At 45.6% G+C, this 25,984-nt stretch carries 26 protein-coding genes; 16 read left to right on the top strand and 10 right to left on the bottom strand.

Going from position 1 to position 25,984, the window contains the following annotated elements:
• Positions 1–64: 64 nt before the first annotated feature.
• Complete coding sequence (gene ompW, locus R7Z41_RS12145; protein ID WP_025768755.1) at positions 65–709, bottom strand: outer membrane protein OmpW; 645 nt, start codon at positions 707–709, stop codon at positions 65–67.
• A gap of 495 nt (positions 710–1,204) precedes the next feature.
• Between ompW and R7Z41_RS12140 the strand changes: the two genes are divergently transcribed.
• Genes R7Z41_RS12140 through R7Z41_RS12130 form a run of 3 tightly spaced genes read left to right on the top strand, consistent with a single transcriptional unit; the run spans position 1,205 to position 2,835 of the window.
• On the top strand, positions 1,205–1,855 hold the full coding sequence (locus tag R7Z41_RS12140) for a Qnr family pentapeptide repeat protein (RefSeq protein ID WP_005374358.1): 651 nt from the start codon (positions 1,205–1,207) through the stop codon (positions 1,853–1,855).
• A 9-nt stretch (positions 1,856–1,864) separates the two neighbouring features.
• Positions 1,865–2,176 carry a cupin domain-containing protein gene (locus tag R7Z41_RS12135; protein WP_005383281.1) on the top strand — a complete coding sequence of 104 codons (312 nt, stop codon included), beginning with the start codon at positions 1,865–1,867 and terminating at the stop codon, positions 2,174–2,176.
• A 38-nt stretch (positions 2,177–2,214) separates the two neighbouring features.
• Complete coding sequence (locus R7Z41_RS12130) at positions 2,215–2,835, top strand: HAD-IB family hydrolase (RefSeq protein WP_206970537.1); 621 nt, start codon at positions 2,215–2,217, stop codon at positions 2,833–2,835.
• A 117-nt stretch (positions 2,836–2,952) separates the two neighbouring features.
• On the opposite strand, the gene R7Z41_RS12125 is transcribed toward R7Z41_RS12130, so the two are convergent.
• Together R7Z41_RS12125 and R7Z41_RS12120 are read right to left on the bottom strand one after the other, a co-directional pair.
• Positions 2,953–4,131 carry a lytic polysaccharide monooxygenase gene (locus tag R7Z41_RS12125; protein ID WP_206970538.1) on the bottom strand — a complete coding sequence of 393 codons (1,179 nt, stop codon included), beginning with the start codon at positions 4,129–4,131 and terminating at the stop codon, positions 2,953–2,955.
• 214 nt (positions 4,132–4,345) lie between these two features.
• The gene (locus tag R7Z41_RS12120) at positions 4,346–4,786 is read right to left on the bottom strand and encodes an Lrp/AsnC family transcriptional regulator (RefSeq protein ID WP_031780811.1); all 441 of its coding nucleotides are present in this window, start codon (positions 4,784–4,786) and stop codon (positions 4,346–4,348) included.
• Between the two features lie 114 nt (positions 4,787–4,900).
• Here R7Z41_RS12120 and R7Z41_RS12115 point away from each other — a divergent pair, with 114 nt between their 5' ends.
• On the top strand, positions 4,901–5,485 hold the full coding sequence (locus R7Z41_RS12115; protein WP_054578560.1) for a LysE family translocator: 585 nt from the start codon (positions 4,901–4,903) through the stop codon (positions 5,483–5,485).
• Between the two features lie 178 nt (positions 5,486–5,663).
• Positions 5,664–6,437: a siderophore-interacting protein gene (locus R7Z41_RS12110; protein ID WP_206970539.1), complete on the top strand. Its 774-nt coding sequence runs from the start codon at positions 5,664–5,666 to the stop codon at positions 6,435–6,437.
• Positions 6,438–6,536: 99 nt separating this feature from the next.
• Here R7Z41_RS12110 and R7Z41_RS12105 read toward each other — a convergent pair whose 3' ends face one another.
• Together R7Z41_RS12105 and R7Z41_RS12100 are read right to left on the bottom strand one after the other, a co-directional pair.
• Positions 6,537–7,409 (bottom strand): LysR family transcriptional regulator, encoded by an 873-nt coding sequence (locus tag R7Z41_RS12105; RefSeq protein ID WP_017633836.1) that lies wholly within the window; start codon positions 7,407–7,409, stop codon positions 6,537–6,539.
• An 80-nt stretch (positions 7,410–7,489) separates the two neighbouring features.
• The gene (locus R7Z41_RS12100; protein ID WP_054575258.1) at positions 7,490–8,296 is read right to left on the bottom strand and encodes an arylamine N-acetyltransferase family protein; all 807 of its coding nucleotides are present in this window, start codon (positions 8,294–8,296) and stop codon (positions 7,490–7,492) included.
• 293 nt (positions 8,297–8,589) lie between these two features.
• Between R7Z41_RS12100 and R7Z41_RS12095 the strand changes: the two genes are divergently transcribed.
• The 5 genes from R7Z41_RS12095 (at position 8,590) to R7Z41_RS12075 (ending at position 13,057) form a co-directional block, all read left to right on the top strand.
• Positions 8,590–9,738 carry an S-(hydroxymethyl)glutathione dehydrogenase/class III alcohol dehydrogenase gene (locus R7Z41_RS12095; protein WP_017821027.1) on the top strand — a complete coding sequence of 383 codons (1,149 nt, stop codon included), beginning with the start codon at positions 8,590–8,592 and terminating at the stop codon, positions 9,736–9,738.
• Positions 9,739–9,800: 62 nt separating this feature from the next.
• Positions 9,801–10,640, top strand: a complete 840-nt coding sequence (gene fghA / locus R7Z41_RS12090; protein WP_005374382.1) for an S-formylglutathione hydrolase — start codon at positions 9,801–9,803, stop codon at positions 10,638–10,640.
• Positions 10,641–11,084: 444 nt separating this feature from the next.
• Entirely contained in the window at positions 11,085–11,540 is a 456-nt protein-coding gene (locus R7Z41_RS12085) for a hypothetical protein (RefSeq protein ID WP_005374384.1), read from the top strand.
• Positions 11,541–11,545: 5 nt separating this feature from the next.
• Positions 11,546–12,643 (top strand): GGDEF domain-containing protein, encoded by a 1,098-nt coding sequence (locus R7Z41_RS12080; RefSeq protein WP_005383270.1) that lies wholly within the window; start codon positions 11,546–11,548, stop codon positions 12,641–12,643.
• 24 nt (positions 12,644–12,667) lie between these two features.
• Positions 12,668–13,057 carry a hypothetical protein gene (locus R7Z41_RS12075; RefSeq protein ID WP_225478228.1) on the top strand — a complete coding sequence of 130 codons (390 nt, stop codon included), beginning with the start codon at positions 12,668–12,670 and terminating at the stop codon, positions 13,055–13,057.
• A 93-nt stretch (positions 13,058–13,150) separates the two neighbouring features.
• On the opposite strand, the gene R7Z41_RS12070 is transcribed toward R7Z41_RS12075, so the two are convergent.
• Both R7Z41_RS12070 and R7Z41_RS12065 read right to left on the bottom strand, forming a co-directional pair.
• On the bottom strand, positions 13,151–13,954 hold the full coding sequence (locus R7Z41_RS12070; RefSeq protein ID WP_042522338.1) for a Cof-type HAD-IIB family hydrolase: 804 nt from the start codon (positions 13,952–13,954) through the stop codon (positions 13,151–13,153).
• Positions 13,955–14,048: 94 nt separating this feature from the next.
• Positions 14,049–14,936, bottom strand: coding sequence for a LysR family transcriptional regulator (locus tag R7Z41_RS12065; RefSeq protein ID WP_017633830.1), 888 nt, complete (start codon positions 14,934–14,936; stop codon positions 14,049–14,051).
• Between the two features lie 126 nt (positions 14,937–15,062).
• Here R7Z41_RS12065 and R7Z41_RS12060 point away from each other — a divergent pair, with 126 nt between their 5' ends.
• The 3 genes from R7Z41_RS12060 to R7Z41_RS12050 all read left to right on the top strand — a co-directional run bounded on the left by R7Z41_RS12060 (position 15,063) and on the right by R7Z41_RS12050 (position 18,332).
• Positions 15,063–15,920 (top strand): MBL fold metallo-hydrolase, encoded by an 858-nt coding sequence (locus tag R7Z41_RS12060; RefSeq protein WP_169628496.1) that lies wholly within the window; start codon positions 15,063–15,065, stop codon positions 15,918–15,920.
• On the top strand, positions 15,914–16,534 hold the full coding sequence (locus R7Z41_RS12055; protein ID WP_047102496.1) for a DsbA family protein: 621 nt from the start codon (positions 15,914–15,916) through the stop codon (positions 16,532–16,534). Before R7Z41_RS12060 ends, R7Z41_RS12055 begins: the two co-directional genes overlap by 7 nt.
• A gap of 118 nt (positions 16,535–16,652) precedes the next feature.
• A complete protein-coding gene (locus R7Z41_RS12050; protein WP_047102495.1) occupies positions 16,653–18,332 on the top strand; it encodes an RluA family pseudouridine synthase in 1,680 nt (559 codons plus the stop codon).
• Positions 18,333–18,429: 97 nt separating this feature from the next.
• Here R7Z41_RS12050 and R7Z41_RS12045 read toward each other — a convergent pair whose 3' ends face one another.
• Positions 18,430–19,770, bottom strand: coding sequence for an MATE family efflux transporter (locus tag R7Z41_RS12045; RefSeq protein ID WP_025768746.1), 1,341 nt, complete (start codon positions 19,768–19,770; stop codon positions 18,430–18,432).
• Between the two features lie 507 nt (positions 19,771–20,277).
• On the opposite strand from R7Z41_RS12045, the gene R7Z41_RS12040 reads away from it, so the two are divergent.
• On the top strand, positions 20,278–21,426 hold the full coding sequence (locus R7Z41_RS12040) for a GGDEF domain-containing protein (protein ID WP_053308037.1): 1,149 nt from the start codon (positions 20,278–20,280) through the stop codon (positions 21,424–21,426).
• A 3-nt stretch (positions 21,427–21,429) separates the two neighbouring features.
• On the opposite strand, the gene R7Z41_RS12035 is transcribed toward R7Z41_RS12040, so the two are convergent.
• Complete coding sequence (locus tag R7Z41_RS12035) at positions 21,430–21,711, bottom strand: hypothetical protein (RefSeq protein ID WP_025768744.1); 282 nt, start codon at positions 21,709–21,711, stop codon at positions 21,430–21,432.
• Between the two features lie 132 nt (positions 21,712–21,843).
• Positions 21,844–22,128, bottom strand: coding sequence for a pyrimidine/purine nucleoside phosphorylase (locus R7Z41_RS12030; RefSeq protein ID WP_005383244.1), 285 nt, complete (start codon positions 22,126–22,128; stop codon positions 21,844–21,846).
• Between the two features lie 328 nt (positions 22,129–22,456).
• On the opposite strand from R7Z41_RS12030, the gene R7Z41_RS12025 reads away from it, so the two are divergent.
• Both R7Z41_RS12025 and R7Z41_RS12020 read left to right on the top strand, forming a co-directional pair.
• Complete coding sequence (locus R7Z41_RS12025) at positions 22,457–22,960, top strand: DUF2850 domain-containing protein (RefSeq protein WP_206970541.1); 504 nt, start codon at positions 22,457–22,459, stop codon at positions 22,958–22,960.
• Between the two features lie 369 nt (positions 22,961–23,329).
• Positions 23,330–25,876, top strand: coding sequence for a glycosyl hydrolase family 18 protein (locus R7Z41_RS12020; RefSeq protein ID WP_206970542.1), 2,547 nt, complete (start codon positions 23,330–23,332; stop codon positions 25,874–25,876).
• The last annotated feature ends 108 nt before the right edge of the window (positions 25,877–25,984 follow it).

Here is a 25,984-nt window from a genome sequence, read left to right as displayed (position 1 = left end):
GTCCCCGTAACCGCCCCCAAAGTCATGCCAATAATAGTAATGTGCGTGTAACTACTGGTTTTTCTTAGAACTTGTAACCGCCGCTGATCATAAATACCCAAGGGTTAATTTTGACGTCGGTTTTTTGCTTCACTCCACCTGCTTTATAAGTTGCTTCTGTTTCAATGTTTGCGTACCACGCAGCAGCGTTGAGGAACCATTGATCGTTGATCATGTAGTCCACACCAATATTCGCTGCTAGACCGAATGAGTCATCCAACTTAAGATCTGAAAGACCAGCGCCTTTACCCGTGCTATTGAAGCCCTCATCAAAGAACATGGTGTAGTTGAGACCTGCACCCACGTATGGACGGAACTTACTTTGTGGCTCGCCAAAGTAGTACTGCACCATAAGCGTTGGTGGAAGGTGTTTGGTGTCCGCGATATCACCAAGACCTAACAAGTCTGTTGAAATATCGTGGCTGAATGGTGTTGCTGCTAGAAGCTCTAAACTGATGTTGTCTGTAAACATGTAGCCAAACGTCAAACCAAGCTGCGTATTTGAATCCACTTTCAATTCTTCTTGAGAACCAAGAATCTTATCGCTGCTGTCGTTTGGAACGACAGACGCCGCACCAACACGAAGAACGAAGTCACCTTGTTTATGAGCGAAAACACTTGGTGACACGAGTGCAGCAACCACTGCTAGACTGCAGATTGTTTTTTTCATTTTTATTTCCTTTCGTAGGGCTTCGTTATGTCGTACCCAAAGGGGTGCCTGCTAACTGATCTGAGATTTCAAGTAAACTCAGCGCCTTGAAGCACACGGGTATCTATATCTTTTTGAGCTGTGCGCAATCTAGCACATAGAAACCCTACTATTTTGATGGAAATCAATTTGTGAAAAATATAGGTTTTTTGTATGGAGAAACGCCATATTGATCAACAAATTATGCAAATAGGATACAATTCTGTAATGCAAACTGTGCGTGTGAGTTGCCATGCATACCCATAAATGCGAATCCTCTCGTTAAGGCTCGTAGCCAGTAAAAACTTTTTTCGTCCTCTACTTCTTCTATTTTCAAAAAAACACCCACTTAAAAAGCTCGTTTGACCCCTTAAAATCGCGATTTGAGGGGTTTGTAAAACACTGAAATACAAGAAGTTATTTTTATGGAAAATCAGTCACTTGGAGTGCTAGTCTGCTCGCAGCTAAGGAGAAGACATGTTAAAAACCGACCTCATTTTTGAACGAGAAAACTTTTCTCATCACGATTTTCAGAATGCCACCTTTAAAAACTGCCACTTTTATATGTGCTGTTTCGACCATGCCGATCTGCGCGATGCTAAGTTCATCGACTGTCGCTTTATCGAATCCAAAGCGCTAGAAGGGTGTAGTTTTCGCTTCGCGAACTTAAAAGACGCCAGCTTTACGAACTGTATGTTGGCGATGAGCCTGTTTAACGGCGCAAATTGTATGGGCTTGGAGCTGCGTAAGTGCGATCTCAAAGGGGCAAACTTCCAAGGTGCGAACTTTGCTAATCGCGTCAGTAACACCATGTTTTTCTGTTCTGCTTTTATTACTGGCTGCAACCTCACCTACTGTAACTTCGAACGAGTGTTACTAGAAAAATGTGACCTCTTTGAAAACCGTTGGAACGGTGCGAACCTCGCAGGGGCAACTCTCAAAGGCTCGGATTTATCTCGCTGCGAATTCTCGCCAGAACAATGGGGAACCTTTAACGTTGAGCAATGTGATCTGACTCATGTCGAACTAGACGGGCTGGATGTTCGCCGCGTTTCTCTGTTTGGTGTTAAAATTTGTGATTGGCAACAAGAGCAATTGCTTGCGCCTTTTGGACTGATCATTCTCTAAGGAAAGGCCATGAACCTGTTTAAAGACTTACCGAATAACCTCGACGAGGAAGTGTTCGAAGACCTGCTGACCCACAAAAACCTGCGTATAGAACGCATTGTCTCAACGGGGCAAACCTCGCCCGAAAGTGGCTGGTACGATCAAGAAGAACATGAATGGGTCTTGGTTCTTAAAGGAGCTGGAGAGCTGACTTTTGAATCAGGTGTAGTGCAACGACTTGAGGCAGGCGATCACGTTACGATTCCAGCTCATACCAAACACAAAGTGAGCTGGACTGACCCAACGCAAGAAACCATCTGGTTGGCGGTGTTTTATCAATAAACACAAAACGATCTTAAACCCCAAAATAGGCGCTGAGTTTGCTCGATACTACTAAGCCGTCACTGGCACTGTTTGATTTTGATGGCACCATCACCCGAGAGGATATGTTTAGCCTTTTCCTCCACTATTCTGCTTATGGCCTGCGCAAACGAGTAGGAAAGGTCGCTATCATGCCATTTTATGCGCTGTACAAACTCGGAGTGTTACCCGCTCGTGTTATGCGCCCTCTCAGCAGTTTTATTGCATTTTCAGGGAAAGAAACGCAGCAAATTGAAGCGATTGGCACTCAGTTTGCCCATGAAGTGATCCCGCTGTACTTACGGCCAGAAGCGATGGAAAGGTTGGCGTGGCATCAACACAGAGGCGATACCATTGTGGTGGTGTCGGCATCACTCAATGCATATCTCAAGCCTTGGTGTGAAGTGAACGGTTACCACTTGCTGTGCAGTGAACTGATCTCAGAACAGCCAAAACTGAGTGGCTTTTACCAGCAAGGTGATTGCAGTTTAGAAAGAAAAGTCTCGCGCGTTAGGGCCACGTTTTCGCTCGACGAGTTTGCGTCTATTTATGCCTACGGTGATACGCACGAAGACATTCCGATGCTAAAACTGGCAGACTACGCGATGCTCAACTGGAGCGAGTGGAGAGCAAGCGAATAACGATATGTGCTCTGATTTTCAAGACAACCACTCAACCAAAGTGGTCGTTTTAGACTGAAAAAAACAAACCCTTCTCACATGAGAAGGGTTTTATTGTTCAGGGCCCGAATAACTGGCTTAACGCCATACACCCCACTGACCCGTTGTGCTTGGTTCCTCACCAGACGTCCACCACTGGGCAGTCCATTCTTTACCATTGTGTGTCACCACATCACCTTGGTTGTAAACGGCCGTCTTGTCCCACAAGTTGGTTGGTTCAACTGGTGGCGGTACATCCGCTTTGATCAGTGACAACGCATAACTGAAGTCTGCACTTGGCGCTAATACTTGGTTTGCATTCACGTTCTTACTATCGAACATGTAGTGGTTCATCTCTTGATGCCAAATGCCCACGTACCAATCACCCGTTTGCTGCGCATTAAATTGATCCGCAATTTCTGCCGCCCAAGTCGCCGTATTGTTTGCACTGATTGGTAGTGAAATATCGACAATTTCATTGCCTGTCGCATTAAACGTACGGAAACGAATGGTGTCACCCGCTTCTACTGGCCCAAAACCTTGCTGAACAAAGTAGCCTAGAGATGTCAGATTATTGCCCGGTTCGGTTGGATCAACAGGGTCAGTCGGTGGCGTCGTGCCTGTTCCGTTTAACGTAATGTCACTACAGTTATAGAAACCTTCACCAGCAACATCAACACGCTGCCAACGAGTATAGAGCACCGCATCGCCGGAACGTTCAGCAGGGAAAGTCACCTGAATACGGTAGCGTTTTTCCGCATCAACATACACATCACCTGCGGTGTCGATCAGCTCTAAATCACTCCAAGTAAGAGGTTTTGAATCATCATAAGTTGGCTTGGTGAGATAGAATTCCCAGTACGATGGGTTGTGCGGCGCTTTGCCGTAAAACACCAATTCAATCTGGTTATTTGCATCTGGCGTAACATTGGTGCGCTGCCAGTTTGGAGAAGGAATGTTCAAGCCTTTCTTAGCTGCATCGCCAGCAGAACATAGCTCACCGTCGCGAACCACGGCTTTCACATGCTCCATATCTCGGTAATTTGGTACGTTTGCTGCAATTTCGCTACGCTGCACAAACGGATACGCGCCAGATTCTTCAAAAGCCGCTTTACACGCTTGGTTAGGGATCTCGTTGGTCCAAAAACCACCGTCTAAATAACACGTATTCTGACGAGCACTTGGAAATTCTACCCAGCCGTGGGCGTTGACGTTAAATGAGCTCAATGCGGCAACAGCGCTTAAGCTCAAAAGAGGAAGTGTTACATGTGATTTCATCGTTCATCCTTAATTTTGCTGACTCGCCGCTCTGAAACACAAGCGGTTTAAGCAAAACTAGCAGGATGGGATTATTTAGAAGGTGAGAATAAATATGGAAATTGTAAGAGTGCCATCTGCTTTCCAGCATTTGTTGTGAACCATTCTCATACTCGACTGACTCTTTCGAGTCACTTCAAATTCATGTGCCACAAAAACTGTCACCCTCGTTTGGCTATCGCTCGTCTTTTGGTGTGTCCATCACCACCATCGTTGTGATCGACTTGACGTGTTCGCACTCACCCAACACATCAGCATGGAACGCTTTATAAGCGGCGAGATTTTGCGTCTCTACGCGTATGAGATATTCGTTAGATCCCGTAATGTTGTGACATTCCACCACCTCGTTTACAAAACGCACATGCTCTTCGAAACCCAGCTGTGCCTGCTTAGAGTGCGAGGCCAAACCAATCGACACATAAGCGACAAAACCCACGCCAAGTTGCTGATTATCCAGTACTGCTCGGTAGCCTTTGATCACGCCTTTACGCTCTAAATCTTGCACTCGGCGTAAGGTTGCAGACGGAGATAAACCAACGCGTTCCGACAGCTCTACATTGGAGATTCTTCCGTCGCGTTTAAGCACTTGCAATATTCTTTCGTCAAATCTATCCATGATGATGTTTCATTGCTTATTTGGTTTCTAATCATCAAATAAAAGCACAATATTGACCTCAGTTCTACTTATAGTTGTTCTTTACTTATCGAGAACTGATTCAAGGAACAATCTATGGAATATCATCAACTGGGCGCTTTGGCGTTGTTCGCTTTTGTCTCCACTTTTACGCCGGGTCCCAATAACATTATGTTGATGACCTCAGGGGCAAATGTCGGCTTTAAACGCACTATCCCACACATGTTGGGCATTACCTTCGGCTTTGGTGCCATGCTAATTTTGGTGGGTATTGGCTTGATGAGCCTGTTCCATGCCTACCCGCTAACCCACTCGATTTTAAAAGTATTGAGCTTGAGTTATTTGCTGTACTTGACGTACAAAATCGCCACCAGCGACAAAACCGAAGCAAAACACGATTTTCGCCCAATGTCTTTTTTAGGGGCTGTTGCATTCCAATGGGTGAACCCAAAAGGTTGGTCGATGGCGTTGACGGCCATTACGGTATACAGCAGTGGCGGTGCATGGCTCGAACTGACTTTTATCGCCGGTATCTTCTGTTTAGCCAACTTGCCATCGGTAACATTTTGGACGGCGGCAGGTATGCAATTGCAGCGTTGGTTGACCACCGATAAACGCGTTAAGGGGTTCAACTACAGCATGGCTGCGCTGTTGCTTTTGTCTACGATTCCAATGATATAAGTCTATTTTGGGTTAAAAAACGACTCACTTTACGTAATTGGGAAAGGACAGATACTGCATTTTGCTTGAGGCTTTGGCGTTAATTCACAGTGTAAATTTGTTTAAAGACGCTACCCTCTTGTTAGGGAACTTGATAATCTTTAAATGAGAAAGAGAATAATTATCGAGTAAAGTAACAATGAAAAAGAAGCCTCAACCTAAAACGCTTGTTGTCACAGACACAGAAACCATCACTCCAAACATGCAGCGCATTACCTTGCAAGGTGAGGCGCTGAGCCACTTTCCTCGTGACTGCGAAGGCAGTTACATCAAATTACTGTTTAACGATATGGGCGGCGCGGATCTGAGCATCCTGCCAGAAGACGACCGACCAATCATGCGCACCTACACTATCCGACGCTTTCATCCAGAAACCAGTTCAATCGAAGTGGATTTCGTCCGACACGTAACGCAAGATCTGCAATGCGGATTTGCAGCGCGTTGGGCAATGGCCGCGCAAAAAGGCGACACGATCAGCATTGTTGGGCCAGGTAGCATCTCCAACTTAAATACTGAGGCGGATTGGTTCTTCATGGCTGCCGATATGACGGCACTTCCAGCGCTTTCTGCGAAAATTCGTACGTTGCCAGAAGAGGCCAAAGGCTATGCAGTGATCAGCGTGATTTCTCCAGCCGACATTCAACCCCTAAACGCGCCCGCCGGTATGGAGTTGATTTGGCTAACTGAACAGCAAACCTTGGCTGATAGCGTTCGCGAACTCGAGTGGTTAGATGGTAACGCTTCGGTATGGTGTGCGTGTGAGTTCGATTCAATGCGTGCGCTGCGCCAATATTTCCGCAACGAGAAAGAAGTCGATCGCGAGAATATCTACATCAGCAGCTATTGGAAGCAAGGCGTGTCTGAAGATGGGCACAAAGTGATTAAACGTGAAGACGCGGAATCCAACCAATAGTGATTCATGTCTTTTCGATTCCAGCTCTCATCCTAATAAAAACGCCCGGCATCACCGGGCGTTTTAGCAACTTCAGTTGTATTAAAGTTCATGAAAACTCTAATCCGCTAGTTCCTGCGCTAAAAAGTCGATCAACAACCTCACTTTGGGCGATAAATTTCGGCTTTGTGGATACAGTGCCCAAATGCCTTCACGGTCGTCTCGGTAATCGGTCAGCACCTCGACTAGCTCACCGTTATCTAGGGCTTCTTGAACGTAATAGTCCGGCAACTGCACTAAACCCAAACCACGTTTGGCGGCGCCCATTAGCGCAAAACCACTATTGCATTTAATCCTCCCCGACACGCGCAAAGACTTATCGCGTTTATTTTCCTTAAAATGCCAATAATCGACCGAACCAACCAAGCACTGATGTCGAGCCAGTTCGGATAATGTGTGAGGCTCGCCAAATCGCTCCAAATACATAGGGCTAGCACACACGTAATTTTGACGCGACGAAAGACGCTTTGCGATCATGCTGGAATCTTGCAGGCGGCCAAGACGAATCGCCACGTCTACCCCTTGCTCTATCAAATCCAGTTTTTGATTGGTCAGAACTAAATCGAGGTCCACACGCGGGTACTTCTCCAAAAACTGATGCAAGAGCGGCGCGAGGTTCATTTCCCCATAGGTCACAGGCGCTGTCACACGCAGCAAACCTCGCGGTTCGGTCTGCATTTGTGTTACAGCAAGCTCGGCCAGTTCTAGCCCTTCGACCAAATGTTTGCACTGCTGATAATAAAGCTGTCCAGCTTCAGACAGAGAAACTTTTCGCGTCGTGCGATGCAGTAACTTAACCGCAAGACGCTCTTCAAGTGCCGATACACGGCGACTGATTTGTGCCACTGACGTTTTCAGTTTAGCCGCGGCAGCTGTAAAGCTGTTAGTTTCCGCTACGGCAACAAACTCGCTGACTCCTTCCCAATTCGCCATGCTGTATTCCTGTCGACCTTTTCTAGACAAATAGTGATTACATTGTTCTCGTCGCGCTACGCTTTGAAAACTGGAAAACTTTACGCGTCAGGTAACGGACGAAGTTCGTCGTATTGCGCATCAAGCGCAATGCCAAAATATTCTTTCAACGCATCCAGGTAGGTTTGACCTGGCTCTAGCTCTATTTCTGTTAGCTCTTCATGATTGGTGCATCTGAGTGTGTAGTTAAGCAGCGTCACCAACCCACTTTCTGTCGCTCTAGCAGCGACTCTTGCGCTAGTAAAACGCGAATTAGGCGAAGTCGAGGTAAAGAAGTTGCTACATGCAATGTCACCAGCACACACGAACTCTAGGTCAAAGCTGTATAGATTGCTCCACACGTCCGTTCCATCGGTTGAAAGCACTTGGAGGAAATAACCAAACTGAGCATCTTTGACAAAACGGAAGGTTTGTAAATCCGTCTGAATCACTTGGTCAAGGATAAATGGCAATGGCGCTCGAGGGGTATTGGAGCCAAAACCCACATCGACAATCCATGTTTGTTCCTCTAAAGTCACTAACGTGATTTGATGACTACGACCTGTTGGTGTACCAGACACATGTACACGCCCTAGCAAACTTCGCGCTTCAAACCCAAGAGTGTTGAGCACATCAAGCATTAAACCATTTAATTCAAAGCAGTAACCACCGCGAGAGTGGTACACGGTTTTTTGAATAATATCTTCAATCTCAACAGAGACGCCTCGCTGCAATGCGATGTCAAAATTCTCAAACGGCAGGCAACGATGCTGCGCCACGTGAATTCTGTGCAATGACTCCAAATCGGCGGGCAATTCACTAGGCAAGCCTAGCTTGGTTAAATAGGCACTCAGATCCGTCTTATTCATAATCACTCTTACTTAGCTGATGGTTTGACAGTTTTCTACTTTAGCCCCTCTATCTAACTTCAGGTCAATCACCTTTTCCATTTCCCTTCCGCTTTAAGGAGGCATCGCACTCTTTTTACACGCTCACCTTATCATTATTACGCATATGTAAAAATCATTTTCAAAATGGACGGATTATCATTTTTACTGAAACACCTAAAATGAGCACCAACAAAACGACGAAGCGCGGTAAGCAAACCTTAACTACGCTTATTACGTCACTCCATATACTGAAAATATAAAGGAAACATCCAATGTCGCTTGAAATCAAACCTGGTCAAACTCACATAAAATCAAAAGCAATGGTCGCTTGGGCTGCAGGTGAGCCGCTTAAAATGGAAGAAGTTGATGTACAACTTCCAAAAGCCGGCGAAGTGCTAGTACGCATCGTAGCAACTGGTGTTTGTCACACTGACGCATTCACACTATCAGGTGACGATCCAGAAGGTATCTTCCCTTCAATCCTTGGTCACGAAGGTGGCGGTATCGTTGAAATGGTTGGCGAAGGCGTAACAAGCGTTGAAGTTGGCGACCACGTTATCCCACTTTACACTGCTGAATGTGGTGAGTGTAAGTTCTGTAAATCTGGCAAAACGAACCTATGTCAGGCCGTTCGTGAAACGCAAGGTAAAGGCCTAATGCCAGATGGCACAAGCCGATTCTCTATCAACGGCGAAACTATCTTCCACTACATGGGTTGTTCTACTTTCTCTGAGTACACGGTTCTTCCAGAAATCTCACTAGCGAAAGTAAACAAAGAAGCACCACTTGAAGAAGTTTGTCTTCTAGGTTGTGGCGTAACCACTGGTATGGGTGCGGTATTAAACACAGCTAAAGTTGAAAAAGGCGACACAGTGGCAATCTTTGGTCTCGGCGGTATCGGTCTTTCTGCAATCATCGGTGCTCGCATGGCTGGTGCCAGCCGCATCATCGGTGTAGACATCAACGAAAGCAAATTCGACCTAGCGAAACAACTTGGTGCAACTGATTGCATCAACCCACAAAAATTCGACAAGCCAATTCAAGAAGTGATTGTTGAAATGACAGACGGTGGTGTTGACTACTCATTCGAATGTATCGGTAACGTAAACGTGATGCGCCAAGCACTTGAGTGCTGTCACAAAGGTTGGGGTGAGTCAGTCATCATTGGTGTTGCTGGTGCAGGTCAAGAGATCTCAACTCGTCCATTCCAACTGGTAACTGGTCGTGTATGGCGTGGCAGCGCTTTCGGTGGCGTTAAAGGTCGCTCTGAGCTTCCAGAAATCGTAAACCGTTACATGGCTGGTGAATTCGGCTTACAGGAGTTCATTACCCACACAATGGGATTAGCAGACGTCAACAAAGCGTTTGATCTGATGCATGAAGGTAAGAGCATCCGAACAGTTATCCATATGGATCAATAATGCTGCCTCAGGCTCTCCTTTTGGGGAGCCTGAATTCCTTCTGCTAATTAGAGAGTTTATTCATGACTATTGAAAATGTAAGCCAAGCCAAAGTGTTTGGCGGTTGGCACAAGCAATATACACACGAATCCAATGCCCTAAACTGCACCATGCGCTTCGCGATATTCTTGCCACCTAACGCAACGAAATCAAATCCCGTACCCGCGCTATACTGGCTCTCTGGTTTAACGTGTACCGATGAGAACTTTATGCAGAAAGCGGGCGCATTTCGTATGGCGGCCGAGCTTGGCATTGCGATCATTGCACCAGACACAAGTCCGAGAGGCGAAGGTATCGCTGACGACGAAAGCTATGACCTAGGAAAAGGAGCTGGCTTTTACCTTAATGCGACGCAAGCACCTTGGTCACTGCATTACTGTATGTACGACTATGTGACTGAGGAGTTGCCTGCGATCATCGAAAGTAACTTCCCAGTCTCTGACGTGAAGTCAATTTCCGGTCACAGTATGGGCGGCCACGGAGCGCTCACCATTGGTCTGAAAAATTCAGAACAGTACCGTTCTATTTCAGCGTTCAGTCCAATCAGTAACCCAATGCAATGCCCTTGGGGACAAAAAGCCTTTACTGCTTACTTAGGCAAGGAGCTTGAAAGCTGGAAGCAATACGATGCAAGTGAACTTCTAAAACAACAACAATCACCATTACCAATTTTGGTTGATCAAGGTGATGCTGATGGCTTCTTAAATGAGCAGCTTAGACCGGAAGCGCTGATTGCTGCGGCAAAAATACACGATTCAAACCTAACCTTGAGAATGCAACCAGGCTATGACCATAGCTATTACTTCATCTCAAGCTTTATTGAAGAGCACCTCAACTTCCATGCAAAATATTTGTTTGCATAGTTAATTTAAGTAAGCTCATGAAATAAAAAATAAAGTCACCAAAACTAGGTGACTTTATTTTCTTTACGTACTAACAAATACATATCTGAATATCGATGATTTAAATATGTAAAATAATGTAACTTAAGAACAAATTCGACGTCCATTTCTCGCCTTATTAAATTCTCATTTCCGACACAGTATCTTTATTAAAAATGAAACAAAGTTGCACTAAAAACCAATTAAATACCGCGAAATCATTACGAAACTCTACCATCATCCCAATACTCTGAGCTTTTAATTAAGAAGCAACTTAATAACCTTGACGTGACGTAAACCGACAGTTATTTTTGAAACATAACGTATTATAAAATCTCATCCGGTTGGCTCTATAATTATAAATAAATTACCGCTAGCACCTTTGTCCTAGCTAAGAAAAAAGAATAAAACTCAAAAGGGCATATGATGAAAAAGATAGTCGCGCTAGGTCTGTTTTTTGTTGCGCCATTCTTGTCTGCAAATACGATCGTATTTAGTAGTAGCCAGCAGCCTAGTGTCATACTGGAGCTGGAAGAGATCCAAGCTTTACCTACCACTAGCTACACGATGACATTGCCTTGGCTTCCTGCCTCGTCAGAGTTTTTAGGCGTTAAACTCAGCACGCTTCTTACACACGTCTACGGAAAGGTACCAGAGCAGGTTGATATCAGCAGCTTAAACGACTACCACTCGACATTGTCCCGACAAGATATTCTTCGATATCAACCAATACTGGCTTATCAACAAGATCAGAATTACATAAAAGTCAGGAATAAAGGCCCTTTCTGGGTGATATATCCACTCAATCTCTATCCAGAGCTAAACTACAATAAATATCATGCGCAAATGGTATGGCAAGTAAATGAAATAAAAGAAAAATAATAAGAATGAAGTTATCAGAACCCTATTCTAAGAAACAAAGAATATTGCAATATTCTACCACCAGCAAAATGCTGCTGGTGGTGTTTGCCGTTTCTTTGCTTCTCGCGAATGTCGTGCTTTTACAGCAAACACGTTCACTCTCACAAAATTTTAATAACGAACAAAAACAAGCGACTTGGTTTTTATTCCAACTCTCCAAAGAACTATCAGAACTTGTCGGCGAGGCCAGACGGTTAGATGAAAACGTATTGAATATTGATGGTGCAGAGCTTCAATACGAGTTAGCGTGGAGTCGCTTTGACTTATTGACCAGTAGCACGAAAGCCAATAAGTTCTTTTCTCGGAACAACATGCACCTTTACTTCATTAACCTTTTTGAAGAGTTCAAAGAGCTAGAAAAACAACTAGTAGAAGCTAGAACAGGTGATAGCCAAGCTGCTGCTGCATTTTATCGTTCAACTCAAACACTATATTTAGGCTTAATAGACTTCGTTAATCAAAACTTCCGTCTAAGCAGTAAAGCTTATGAAGCACAAAAAGGTCAAACCCAGCGCTTAATGCAAGCACAATATATGTTGTTTGCGACGTTCGTTTTGTCGATTATCTCTCTAACTTATTTCTTTTATCGTGAATCCCATTTTCATAGAAAATTGGCGCTAAGCGACCCTTTGACGAACCTAGGGAACCGCAATGCACTATTCATAACCCTAAACAAATTTACTCAAGAAAAAAGGCCCTTTTCTCTCTGGATTCTAGATTTAAATGGTTTTAAAGAAGTCAACGACACACACGGACACCAAGTTGGCGACACTGTACTGCGGGAAATCGCTAGGCGGCTTAATTCTATGGCACTCAATGATTTTACTGTTTATCGCATGGGAGGAGATGAGTTCGCGGTTATCCTTGAAGGTGAACATCTCAATGAAGAGAACGTACGTGAACAGATAAATACCGTCTTTGATGCACAAATATTAAACTCCGATAAAGTCTCAACACTTTCAACAAGCATGGGCTTAGCGCAATACCCTAAAGACAGTGACAATGTTGACTTTCTTATCAGCATAGCGGATAAGCGCATGTACAAAATGAAATTTCAACGTTAAACGGTATATATGATGAGAAAGTTCATGCAAGTACTGCTTCTGCTGGCAGTCATTGCGGCAGGTGTGTTGGCTTGGGTATTTATTCCATCGCACGAAACCATCGGGCAAAAAACGCTTGAGCAGGCACTCAACGACGACTACAGCCTCGTTGGACATCGAATCTACTCAACCGATCCGGATGCTGGCAACCGATTCGGCTACTTCGTATTGGCAACGGGCCAGAGCATTGAAGAGCAAGAGCCGTTTTTGGTCACTTCGGATCAGTTTATTCGCATGGAGAAAACGGGTGATAATACCTTGTCTGTGATCGTCAATGGCCGTATTTACCATTATCATAACGACTTGTGGGTGCCAAAATCAGACGGGAAATTGCAACACTTTTTAGTCAGTGCAACCGCCAAGTACGTACGCTAAAACGGGAACCTTACTCCCCCCAAAAAAACAAAGCCCCGCATACACTGCGGGGCTTTTTACGTGAAGAAGAAAATAACATCGAATAAATGAGCGTTACTTCGCTAACACTTTCTCTTTAATCACTTTGAGTACCCCAGCCTCTTGGTTGCTTGGCGCAGAATAACGAGCAATTTTCTTAATCTCTTCGTGCGCGTTGGCAACCGCGTACGAATGCTCACTGACTTGCAGCATTTCGAGGTCATTGAGGTAATCACCAAACGTCATGGTTTCTGCCGGAGTAAAATTCATCGTCTCTTGAAGATGCTGAATGGCCGCACCTTTAGAGGCCTCGGCATTCATCACATCCAGCCAGATTTTTGCACTCACCACGACTTTATGCGTTGCGCCAAACTTAGCGTTCATGGTCGGAAACAGGAGCTCTTCCGAACCGTCAAAGTGACAAATTGCTACCTTAATAAACTCGTCTTCGACCTCAAGCAAATCCGGCACATATTCACAGCGGTGGTAGTACTTTTGAAATTCTTCCAGCGATTGCTGATCATGCGTTTCGATGTACGCCGAGCGCTTGCCACACAATACGATGTTCGCCCCGTCAATCTCACGAGCCGCTTTCACAATCTCCAACACTTCCGCTTTAGGAATGGTACAACTGTAGAGCTCTTTGTCTTGGTACATCACCAAGGTGCCGTTTTCAGCCACATACAACAGTCTGTCTTTGATTGGCGCGAACGTGTCTCGCAGGCTGTAATACTGACGACCAGACGCAGCGGAGAACAAAATGCCTTGCTCTTCCAGTTGCAAAAACAGATCGAAAAACTCTGGATCCAAACGACCGTACTGGTCAAGCAATGTGCCATCCATATCGGAAGCAATAAATTTGATGCAAACTTGTGACATTAACGAAAACTCTAAATGATGCTGCGAAAATATATCCATGTAAGGTACAGGATCTTGTATGAATCTCAAGTCGGGATGACGACGCTTTTCGCATTCACCAAGGGTGCTGTTTAAAGTAATCTTCACTGTGATCGATGAAAGCTCTCACCGCAGGAGACAAGTGTTTACGTGATGAATACAGCGCGTAAATGTTGAGATCATTTGGCTTCCAATCCGGCAACACCGACTCAAGCTGACCCGATTTGAGATAGATATTGCTCAAGTAAGTTGGCAACATCGAAATACCCATGCCTTGTAAAGCGCCATGCAATAACGCCGTGGCCTCATTGCTGGTTAGGCGACACTCAATTCCCACCGATTCGAACTGGTCGCCCTGAGACAAATGCCACACGTGACGCTCAAAGTTTTTGTATCCCAAACAGTCGTGTGAAGATAAATCTCGCGGATGCGCGATCGCGTGGTGAGTTTGTAAATATTGCGGTGATGCTACCAACACCGATTCGCACACCGCAATCGGCTTACCAATCAAAGAAGGATCGGGATCTGACGCAATTCGGATCGCCAGATCGATGCGTTGTTCGGTTAGATCACTCACTGAATCTTGCAGATCTATGTCGATATACACTTTGGGGTGCTTTTGCATAAAACTGTTTACTACGGGGATCAACTGTGAGAATCCAAATGAAGTACTAGACGCAAGACGGATTTTTCCGGACAGCTCACCATCAACGGCAATGTTCGACGTTAATGTATCGGCCTGTTTTAACCAGCGCTCAATCTGAGGCAAGCTGCGCTCCCCTGCGGTGGTGAGGGACACCTTGCGCGTGGTGCGGTGTAACAAACGAGTTTGCAGCCAGTTCTCCATCGCCTCTACATAACGAGTCACCATTGGCCGAGACATGTCTAACCGCTCTGCGGTCGCGGTAAAACTGCCAGAATACACCACATCCACAAACACTTTTGCTGCCGTTACTCTATCCATACATTTGATCGAAATAAGAAATAGTGATGCACATTATTGTGTATTTTTCCGAGCGTATCAATTTCCTAATATAGCTCCCGTTCCCAAGCCATGGTCGCTTGGCCCCAAATTCTTTAGGAGCTTATTATGAAAAAATTAACTTTGATTGCTGCATCCATTTTAATGGCAAGCCCTGTCCTAGCCTCTCCCCTTACTCTTGAGGTTTACAACGCCGACGGTAACAGCTTCCACGTAAACTCAACCTTGGTATACGGTGAGACTGACGCCATGGTTATCGACACTGGCTTCACCAAAGCTGACGCGATGCGCATTGCCGCTAAAGTGCTGGACTCAGGCAAAACGCTTAAAACCATTTTTATCAGCCAAGCGGACCCAGACTACTACTTTGGCGCAGAGGCCTTACACCAACAGTTCCCTGATGCGCAGATCATCACAACGCCTGCGGTTCAAAAAATTATTAAAGAGAAATTGGCTGGAAAGCTGGCGTACTGGGGACCAAAGCTTGGCGCAAACGCACCGGTAAAACCAGTGATCCCTGTCGCGTACGATAAAGCATCATTGGAGCTAGAAGGTCATAAGATTGAAATTCGTGGTAACCATGGCACATCAGCACACCGCCCTTACCTATGGATTCCAGATAACAAAGCGATTCTAGGTAACGTAGCCGTGTACTCAAACGTACATTTGTGGATGGCAGATGCCGCTGACCAGACCGCCATCAATGCTTGGGAGCAGCAACTTAGCGAGATGCTTGCGCTTAAACCTCAAGTGGTCATTCCTGGTCACATGAAAGCAGGCACAAAGCTGAACGCAGACACCATTCGCTACTCGCAACAATACTTGCAGGATTTTCAGCAAGCGAAAAAACACAGCAATAACAGCGTTCAACTCATTGACACCATGTCTGCGAAATACCCAGAAGCTCAATTGCCAATCGCGCTAGAAATCGGTGCGAAAGTGCATACTGGTGAAATGTCATGGTAACCGTGCATTACTTCTTCGATCCCATGTGTGGTTGGTGCTACGGGGCATCACCACTCATCGAAGCCTTGATGGACACCTCTCAATTTAAGGTAGAGCTTCATCCCGGCGGTATGATTGAGAAACGCGCGATTGAACCTGAATTTCGTCAGCACATCATCAACAGTGACGCTCGTATCGCAACCGAAACCGGAGCAACGTTTGGTGAAGCATATCTGCAACGCGTGAAAAGCGAAGATGCGTTTGTTCTTGATTCTTATCTACCCACACAAGCGATCTTGAGTGCGGAGAAAATGGGGCTGAATCCATGGCACATGCTAAAGGCCATCCAATCTGCGCATTATCAGCTCGGGTTAAAAGTGAATGAAGCATCGACGCTCAAAGCCATTGCAGAATCGCTAGGTTTAACAAGTGATGCGTGGGAGCAAAACATGGCGTTAAGCGAAGCCGAACTAGATGAGAGAATTCGCTCTAGCCGACAATTGATGCGACAGTTACACGTTGGTGGTTATCCAACCCTGATTGCAGAAGTAAATGGCGAGTACTTGACCTTGCCGCACTCGACCTACTACGACAAACCGGCACAGTGGAAGCTTGCATTACAAAAACTGCAATAAGCTCTTCCCCACTCGCTCTTGTTCTTAATCCAAGAGCGAGTGCCAACACCGACATGGCAATCCTGACTCAAACAGGTACAATCCTCGCTCGATTTTTTTACTCGCGCGGATACCCACCATGCACTCGCCTGAACATTGTTTTACTCGTTTTACTGCTGATATTTCTGGCTATGAATTGCCAACGCAGTTTACGTTTCCGTTCTACTACACGCCGCATCCTCTTTGCGTTATGGCCGCAAAGCAATTGCAACAGCACTTATTAGCGCAAACCGACTTCGAACACGATTTTGGTTTGGTTAATGAAGAAACGGGGCGAGGCAAAATGTTTGGCGTATTGCTGGTAGAAAACCCTCAAGGCGAACTCGGATTTTTAAGTGCGTTTTCTGGCAAAATTGCTGACCAAAACTTGATTCCAGGGTTTGTCCCTCCTGTGTATGACATGCTGACCGATGAAGGTTTCTTCCGCGCAGAAACGGATGCCATCAACGCCGCCAATGCGGAGTACAAAACCTGTGCCGCGAATCCGGAATTGGCAGATCTTAAAGCGCAAATACAAGCCGACCGAGCCGCTTATCAACAAGAAGAGCAAACACAGCGCCAAGTGATGATTGACGGCCGCGCCGCACGCAAACGACAGCGTCAACAGGGCGAGCAAACACTCAATGCCGATGACCTCAAAATCTTATTGGATGAGTTGGGTAAGCAAAGTGTCGCCGAGAAAAACGTTCTCAAATACTTAAAGCAAGCGTGGGATGAAAAGCTTGCAATCAAAGAAGCGCGCTTGGCTGAGTTAGAGCAGCAACTTGCTCACCTGAAAGAGCAGCGCAAAACGCTCTCCAACGCTTTGCAGCACAAATTGCATAAACAATACCGCTTTCTAAACAACCATGGCAAAACACGCGACTTGGTGGACATTTTTGCGGACACCACAAACCCAGTTCCACCAGCAGGTGCGGGGGAATGTGCTGCGCCAAAACTGCTTCAATACGCGTTTAAACACGGATTCAAACCGCTGGCGCTGGCAGAATTTTGGTGGGGTGTGTCGCCAAAGTCTGAAGTTCGCCAACACAAAAAATTCTACCCATCGTGCAACAGCAAATGTCAGCCGATTTTGGGCCATATGATGCAAGGGCTGGATGTCGAACCTAATCCATTGGCGGAGAATTGGGCAGAAGACAAAGAACTAGAGATAATCTACCAAGACGACGCTATGGTCGTCGTCAACAAGCCCTCGGGCTTACTTTCAGTGCCTGGTAAAACTATCAAGGACTCTGCTTATACGCGCCTACAAGCGATGTACCCTGATGTGGAAGGGCCGTTTGTGATTCATCGTCTCGACATGGCGACCTCTGGCATTTTGGTGCTTGCCTTAACTAAGCGCGCGAACAAAAGTCTGCAAAAACAGTTTATGGCTCGCGGCGTACAAAAACGTTATATGGCACTGCTCGAAGGCGTATTAAACGAGCCTGAAGGGGAAATTTCACTGCCAATGCGTGGTGACCCAGACGACCGCCCACGTCAACTGGTGTGTTTTGAACACGGGAAACATGCAGAAACCTACTGGCAACTGATTGAAGTCAAAGATGGGCGCAGCAAGGTATACATGTATCCGAAAACCGGGCGTACTCACCAACTACGTGTACACAGTGCTCATCACATGGGGTTAAACATGCCGATGGTTGGTGATGGTTTATACGGCGAAAAAGCCAACCGCTTACACCTGCATGCTGAGATGCTAGAGCTGGATCATCCATACAGCAAAGAGCGCATGGTGTTCAAAGCTGAGTGCGAATTCTAACGTCTTCCCGATTTTAAATAACAAAAAGGCACTGACTAACAGTGCCTTTTTTGGTTTCTAACAACAGAATAGGCGTGATGCGCAATACCGAAAACCGTTAGCTCACCTTAAACTTGGTCCACACCTGAGAGCGCCAACGTCTTGCCATGATGATACCACGTACCCATTCATCGAGTGCGATTGCCATCCAAGCCCCTAAAACGCCATAACCCAAGTGGATGCCAAAGATGTAAGAGAAAAGCACGCCTAGTCCCCACATACTCAAAATCCCCATTTGCACTGGGAACTTGATGTCACCCGCGCCTTTGAGCCCCGCGATAAAAATCAGGTTAAACACACGTCCGGCCTCGAGCAAAATTGAGCCCATGACTAACGAACCTGCCAATGCGAGTATCTCTGGTTGATCGGTAAATACGCGCAGAATCTCTTCTCTAAACAGGTAAATCAGTGTGGTTGCCGCCGTTGATGCCACAAATCCCACTAAGAAGTAGATTTGTACGCGTTTTAAAATGCTGCTCACCCAACCTTTACCGATGTAGTAACCAGTCTGAATTTGCGCTGCCTGACCAATTGCCAACGCGAAAGCAAACGAGAAACGGGCAATGTTTTGTGCATAAGTGAAAGCCGCCAACGATGCCGTCCCCATTTGCACCACAAAATACACAATGCAGATTTGCGCCACGTTGTAAGACAGCACTTCACCCGCGTTCATGCCGCCGATTTTTAAGATCTTTTTGTAAATCTCTGCGGGCACTTGTTTCATGGTCGACATCGGTAGTTCAATGCTGCTGCGAGCGAGAATAAACCATAACATTAACGTACCGATGACTTGGCTGACGACGGTTGCTATTGCTACACCTTGCACACCATACACAGGTAAACCGAAAGGCTGGTAAAGCGCAATATAGTTACCAATGATGTTGAACACACCCGAGATCAAATTCACCACCATTGGGGAACGTGAATAACCATGACTACGCAGAATAGTTGTAAAAACAACGCCAATCGTAACGTTAAACGTCATCGCACCGCTTATCAGCAGATATTCATGAGCGTACTGCTCAACTTGCGCTTCCAAGCCGTAATACGGGAGTAGGTATATCGCACCAAGCACGGCAATCACACTCAATAGCACACCGACGAGCACAGACAGCGCAATACTCGCAACACCAACGCTCACTGACTCTTGCTCGCGTCCAGCGCCATTGTATTGGGCAATCAAAATCCCCGTACCGCTACTGACAAACGTCGAAACGATGATTAAAAAGAAGGTAATCTGCGTGATCACACCAACAGCGGATACGGCTTTGTCTGAGTAGCCACTCAGCATGAACACGTCACTGGTTCCTAAAGCCGTCCGTAGCAAAATTTCGACAAGAATTGGCCAAGCTAATGCCACGATGGACATTCGTTGGTTGATGTTTTGGCTTTTAGGCATGCTTGTAACCTTTCCTACAACTAAAAACTGCCTCACAATATTTGTGAAGCAGTTTAAAAATAGTGACTCGAACGAAGCTCGATATGAGGTTGTGATTTAGCGCGGATTCTAGTCGCATATTGGTCATAACGACAACAATATTTCGCCCTGTTTCGGAAAAATATTTCTAATGCATTTTCGAAACGACATATGCCTTGACGATACGTAGAGCAGAGATTGGTGAACAATACTCTCAATCAACGAGCACCGAACAGAATCAGGATAATCAATAGAAATATCTCCAACTAGATACATTACTTTGAGTTATCAGTCCAACCATATAGAGCCATGAAGAACCGTCATGAAAACCTGCATGCGCCACCATTCCTCTTTGAACACTCGCACCAAATCACACTGATGGCTTTGCACTAAAAATGACTGATATCACATTTGGAAACTTTGTTGTTCTATTTATCGCGAAAATACCGCCTAGAATAAGCGTACACGTTAATTAAGCAAGGATACGTAATGTCGACATTGGCTGGGGCGCGCTTAGAAGAAATGGCGGACATCCGCTCAACAAGAAAAAAGAAAATTGTCTTTTTATGCTCCAGTATCGCCGCTGCCTGTTTAACTTATGGTTCCATTGCTCAATCACTTGAGAATAACTGGGGTTTAAGCTTTTTCCATGCTTTGTGTGCCTTGGCATGCTTAGCAATCAGTTATGTAATAAAAGTCCAGCGGCACCATCAATACGCCGACTTATGGCTAAGTGCTGTCTTAATGTTCGAAGGGTTATTGTTACTTCTGTATAACGATGCTCCGTCAGGCAAAATGTTATGGCTATATCCTATTGTCGCCACTCTGGTATTAATTAATGAGTTTAAGGTCGGTCTGTTGTTCAGTGGCACCTACATTTTACTGATCTTTTTTGGGGTCGCTTTTTTAGATCGACTGCCAGCAGCCACAGAAATCATAGAGCGGAGATTGATGCTGACCCTGATAGCGACCGCGTTTGTGTGTCACACGTTCTCGTATTACTACACGAAAGTCCTCAATTACATTCAAACACTGTATCGTGAGGGGATTGAGGAGTTAGCATATTTTGACCAGCTCACTGGGCTTGCCAATCGCTGGAGCTTTGAGACTTGGGCGCGCGCAAAGCTCGATGAAATCAAGCACTCATCTGATGACAGCATCACCGCATTGGTCTTTCTCGATATCGATAACTTCAAGCACATCAACGACACCTACGGGCACGATATTGGTGACCAAGTACTTCAAGCCTTCGCAACTCGATTAAAAAATAACATTCGCAACAAAGACAGAAAAACAGATAAACACGACTACTCCATCGCTCGATTTGCGGGCGACGAGTTTGTAATCATGCTTTACGATGTAAAAAGTAAAGATGACCTCGACAGCATCCTAAAACGGATCGTAAATCTGTTTCCGACAGGTTACCGAAGCTACGATATGATTAACGAGTTAACGATGAGTGTAGGTGCTGCTATCTATAAGCAAGATGCAAAGGATTTGTCTGAATTGACTCGATGTGCAGATAAAGCAATGTACGCAGCTAAACATACTGGTAAAAACCAGTACGCCTTTTATGAGCACTGCAATACGGAAGAACAGTCAACATCTGATGCACCAGCTGTACCAGAAGCTTGCTAATGACTAAGCGAACACATGCATCACCCAAAGCCCCACAACGAGGAATACGATTAACCACACTACTTGCAACGTTCTGTTCGGCTTGTCTTGCTGACGAGTGGGGTAATCTTTAAACGCACGGCCCTTCATTTTGCCCATTAAGCTCTTTCCTAGAGCACGTCGATAAAATTCACGTCTCTTATGAGCGGCATTGGCAACTTCGGTAAAGCGCTGTCTTTGCTCATTGGTGAGATCTTTGTCCTCGTAACGAGGAGGGAGATCAGAATGCTTGCGTTGTACTGCCATCACTTCCTCCCTGGTCGATGGGTACATTTTTATTAAGTATATACCCAAATAACCAAAAAGATGCGTTATAAGTGAAGCACATAGACGAAAAAACCACCCGAAGGTGGTTTTATGACGAGCAACAAATGAACGCTAGAAGTACTCACATAAATACGCAGTCGCTTCTTTCACTTGAAGCTCAAATGAAGAATTACCTTCCACTTCAAAAAACTCACCACTTTGATAAGTCGTCCAATCGCTCTCGCCAACACGCTTGACCACAAGCGCACCTTTTACAACCGTCATACGCTCTGGTGCTTGAGTACCAAACGTGTACTCACCAGGAAGCATCACACCAACGCTAACATCCTGATCTTTCTGGTTAAAGCCTAGTGATTTTACACTACCAGCAAAATAGCTATTTTCCTTAATATTCATTATTGGTTTCCTTATCAAAAGTCCGCTCTTTTTTACCTTGTTTCTTTCCGTTACTCAAGCTTTGAAAGCCATTAAACTCAACGTAATAACGCACATCCTTTGCTACTGAGCGAGAACCTCTTTTCACGAGGATTAATCAGGCGACCTAAACCGAGCAAGAAAAACTGCGAAGTAATGAATGTGAGCAAACAACAAAACCATCAATAAGATGTGTATCTGAATGTAAAAGTGGACATTAGATCATAGTTTCGTCGTCTCAATGGCGGGATTGTTTGTTTTTAAAAAGGAAGCTTTCCACCATGTTAAAAAAGTGGAGAAAATTAGATCTATGACGTACTCAACCCGCCGAAGGCGAAAAGCACGACAAGAACCAAAACTTTCATTTTTGGCTCGCCACCAATCCAAAATCCTCAAGAGTACATTTGTCTGCTTCGGGATGGGTCTGTTGACGTTTTTTGGCTATCAAATCCACCTCTCCTATCAAGACCACATTGATCCGGAAAAGGTGTACGGCGAATGGATTGAGATTGGCGCGCCACCCTACCAAACAGAACGTCTCGTTTTCACTGAAGATGGGGTATACCGAAACCATCGACTTATTACGACGGAATTTGAATTCGATGGCAAGGTCATCACGTTGAATACCGGATTAGGAAAGACCGCGTATCAGATCTCGGGCTCTCATCTTTCACCTCAAATACGCCGTATTGAGCCTCTTATTCCAGATCAGCGATTCATTCGTAAAGGATTTGAGCATACCGTTCAGGGCTCAGAAACCGGCGCAGCCTCTAAACGTCGCGCCGCGTTGAGTGAACACTTCAGCCGTGACTAATACGTCTTCACGGCTATTTTTCCTTTCAATTCTCTTTCTATATCAATGAAACAAAACCTTAATAAACAACAAAATAAGGCCTTCATCGCATTTAACTAACTTGTTACTGAGTAAACAATAATTTTAGTTTCTGCTGAGATTTTATAAATTATTGACTCAGTCTGACACTTTCTGTGTAACAGAGTGCGAGTTTTAGTTAAGTTCTCTCAAGTGCCTCGAAAACCGTCTTAATTTTTTTTGACGAAAAAAAACTCTCTGAAATGCTGAGTGTGATGCTTTTGCACGTGGAGTAAATCCAATCATCTTATCTGGTGCAAGAGCAGCCTATGTTCTAGGTAGAACATGAATCCAAGGATTGAGAGAGAAGTTATGATTCGATTTAACCTATGTGCAGCTGGAGTTGCTTTAGCGCTATCAGGTGCTGCAGTTGCGGCTCCAACCGCACCAAGTATCGATATGTACGGTTCCAACAACCTTCAGTTTTCTAAAATTGAACTCGCGATGGAAACCACGTCAGGCTACTACGACATGGTGAAATACCATGAGCAAGCGAAGATCACTGTTAAATTTAACCAGTGGAGTGGCACACCTGGTGACACTTACAACGTCTATTTTGATGGTGTAAAAGTAGCAAGCGGCCCTATCACTGGTAGCCAAACGACAGCTTCGTTTGAATACGGCCAAGGTGGCTTATACCAAATGGAAATCGAAGCATGTGATGCGACAGGTTGTGCGAAAAGCGCACCAGCTGAAATCACGATTGCAGATACCGATGGTTCTCACCTGAAGCCACTAACGATGAATGTTGATCCAAACAACAAAACCTACAATACCGATCCAAGCGTCGTGATGGGTACGTATTTTGTTGAATGGGGCATCTATGGCCGTGACTACACAGTCGATAATATGCCGGTCGACAACTTGACTCACATCCTTTACGGTTTTATCCCAATTTGTGGCCCAAATGAGTCTGTGAAGTCTGTTGGCGGCAACAGTTTCAACGCGCTACAAACTGCTTGTACAGGTGTGCCTGATTATGAAGTCGTTATCCATGACCCTTGGGCTGCTTATCAGAAGAGCTTCCCACAAGCTGGTCATGAATACAGCACGCCTATCAAGGGTAACTACGCAATGCTAATGGCATTGAAACAACGTAACCCTGATCTAAAAATCATCCCATCGATCGGTGGTTGGACACTGTCTGACCCATTCTTCGATTTCGTGGACAAGAAAAACCGAGACACATTCGTCGCATCAGTTAAGAAGTTCCTGAAAACTTGGAAATTCTACGACGGTGTTGACATCGACTGGGAATTCCCTGGCGGCGGCGGTGCAGCAGCCGATAAGGGCGACCCTGTAAACGATGGCCCAGCATACATCGCACTGATGCGTGAACTGCGCGTAATGCTTGATGAATTAGAAGCTGAGACAGGCCGTACTTACGAGCTAACGTCCGCTATCGGTGTCGGTTACGACAAGATTGAAGACGTAGACTACGCAGATGCGGTGCAGTACATGGATTACATCTTCGCAATGACTTACGACTTCTACGGTGGTTGGAACAACGTTCCTGGTCACCAGACTGCGCTTTACTGTGGTTCATTCATGCGTCCTGGTCAGTGTGACGGTAGTGGCGTTGATGAGAACGGCGAACCATACAAAGGTCCTGCTTACACAACAGATAACGGCATCCAACTTCTTCTTGCTCAAGGCGTTCCTGCGAACAAGCTAGTACTTGGTACAGCAATGTACGGTCGTGGCTGGGAAGGCGTAACTCCAGATACGCTAACCGATCCAAACGACCCAATGACAGGTACTGCTACAGGTAAACTGAAGGGCAGCACAGCGCAAGGTGTTTGGGAAGATGGCGTAATTGACTACAAAGGCATTAAGTCATTCATGCTAGGTGCAAACAACACTGGTATTAACGGCTTCGAGTACGGCTACGATGCACAAGCAGAAGCACCATGGGTATGGAACCGTACTACGGGCGAGTTGATCACATTTGATGACCACCGTTCAGTGCTAGCAAAAGGTAGCTACGCGAAGTCTCTTGGTCTTGCTGGTCTATTCTCTTGGGAAATTGACGCGGATAACGGTGACATTCTAAACGCGATGCACGAAGGTATGGCTGGTGGTGTGGTTCCTCAACCAAACCGTAAGCCAACCGCAGCCGCTGGCGCAGATCAATCGGTAACAGGTCCTGCAAATGTGGTTCTAGATGGCAGCCTGTCAAACGACTCTGACGGCACCATCGCAAGCTACGCTTGGGAACAAGTATCTGGCACAGCAGTGGTACTAACAGGTGCAAACTCAGCGAAAGCAAGCTTTGATGCAGCAGAAGTTACTGTTGAAGAGCAATTAACTTTCAAGCTGACGGTGTCTGATAACGAAGGTGCAACGGCATCTGACCTCGTTGTAGTAACAGTGAAACCAGCAGGTGTTGTTGACCCAGTGAACAACGCACCAGTAGCGCAAGTTGTTGCTCCAGCAACAGCAAACGCTGGTGACGTTGTGGTTGTAGATGCATCTGCGTCTAGCGATGCAGACAACGATACCCTGACATTCAACTGGACTCTACCTCAAGGTCTGAATGCAACGGTTGAAGGCTCTAAAGTCACGTTCACTGCTGCGGAATACCCGCAAGACACAAGCTTAAGCTTCACTGTAAGTGTGAGCGACGGTAAAGCGTCTTCATCGGCAAGCGCGACAGTGGTTGTTGCACAGCACACAACCGATCCGAACCCTGGTACTTGTGACAACGCATGGGATGCGAGCGCAGTGTACACAGGTGGTAACCAAGTGACTCACGCAGGTAAAACGTGGGAAGCGAAATGGTGGACTCAGGGTGACGATCCTAGCCAATCTGGCGAATGGGGCGTTTGGAAAGAAGTTGGCGTAGCTAACTGTAACTAATTTCAGCCTTGCAGACTTTCTGCTAAATAAACAAAGGACAGCTTCGGCTGTCCTTTTTGGATTTAACCTCTTAACGAGGAGAACAACACCAGAGACGAAAAAATCTGA

Origin of the sequence: Vibrio sp. 1457, assembly GCF_033340195.1 — a bacterium.
Lineage (GTDB): Bacteria > Pseudomonadota > Gammaproteobacteria > Enterobacterales > Vibrionaceae > Vibrio > Vibrio alginolyticus.
The sequence above is the reverse complement of the archived record's forward strand: the minus strand, read 5'-3'. Positions and strand labels throughout refer to the sequence as shown.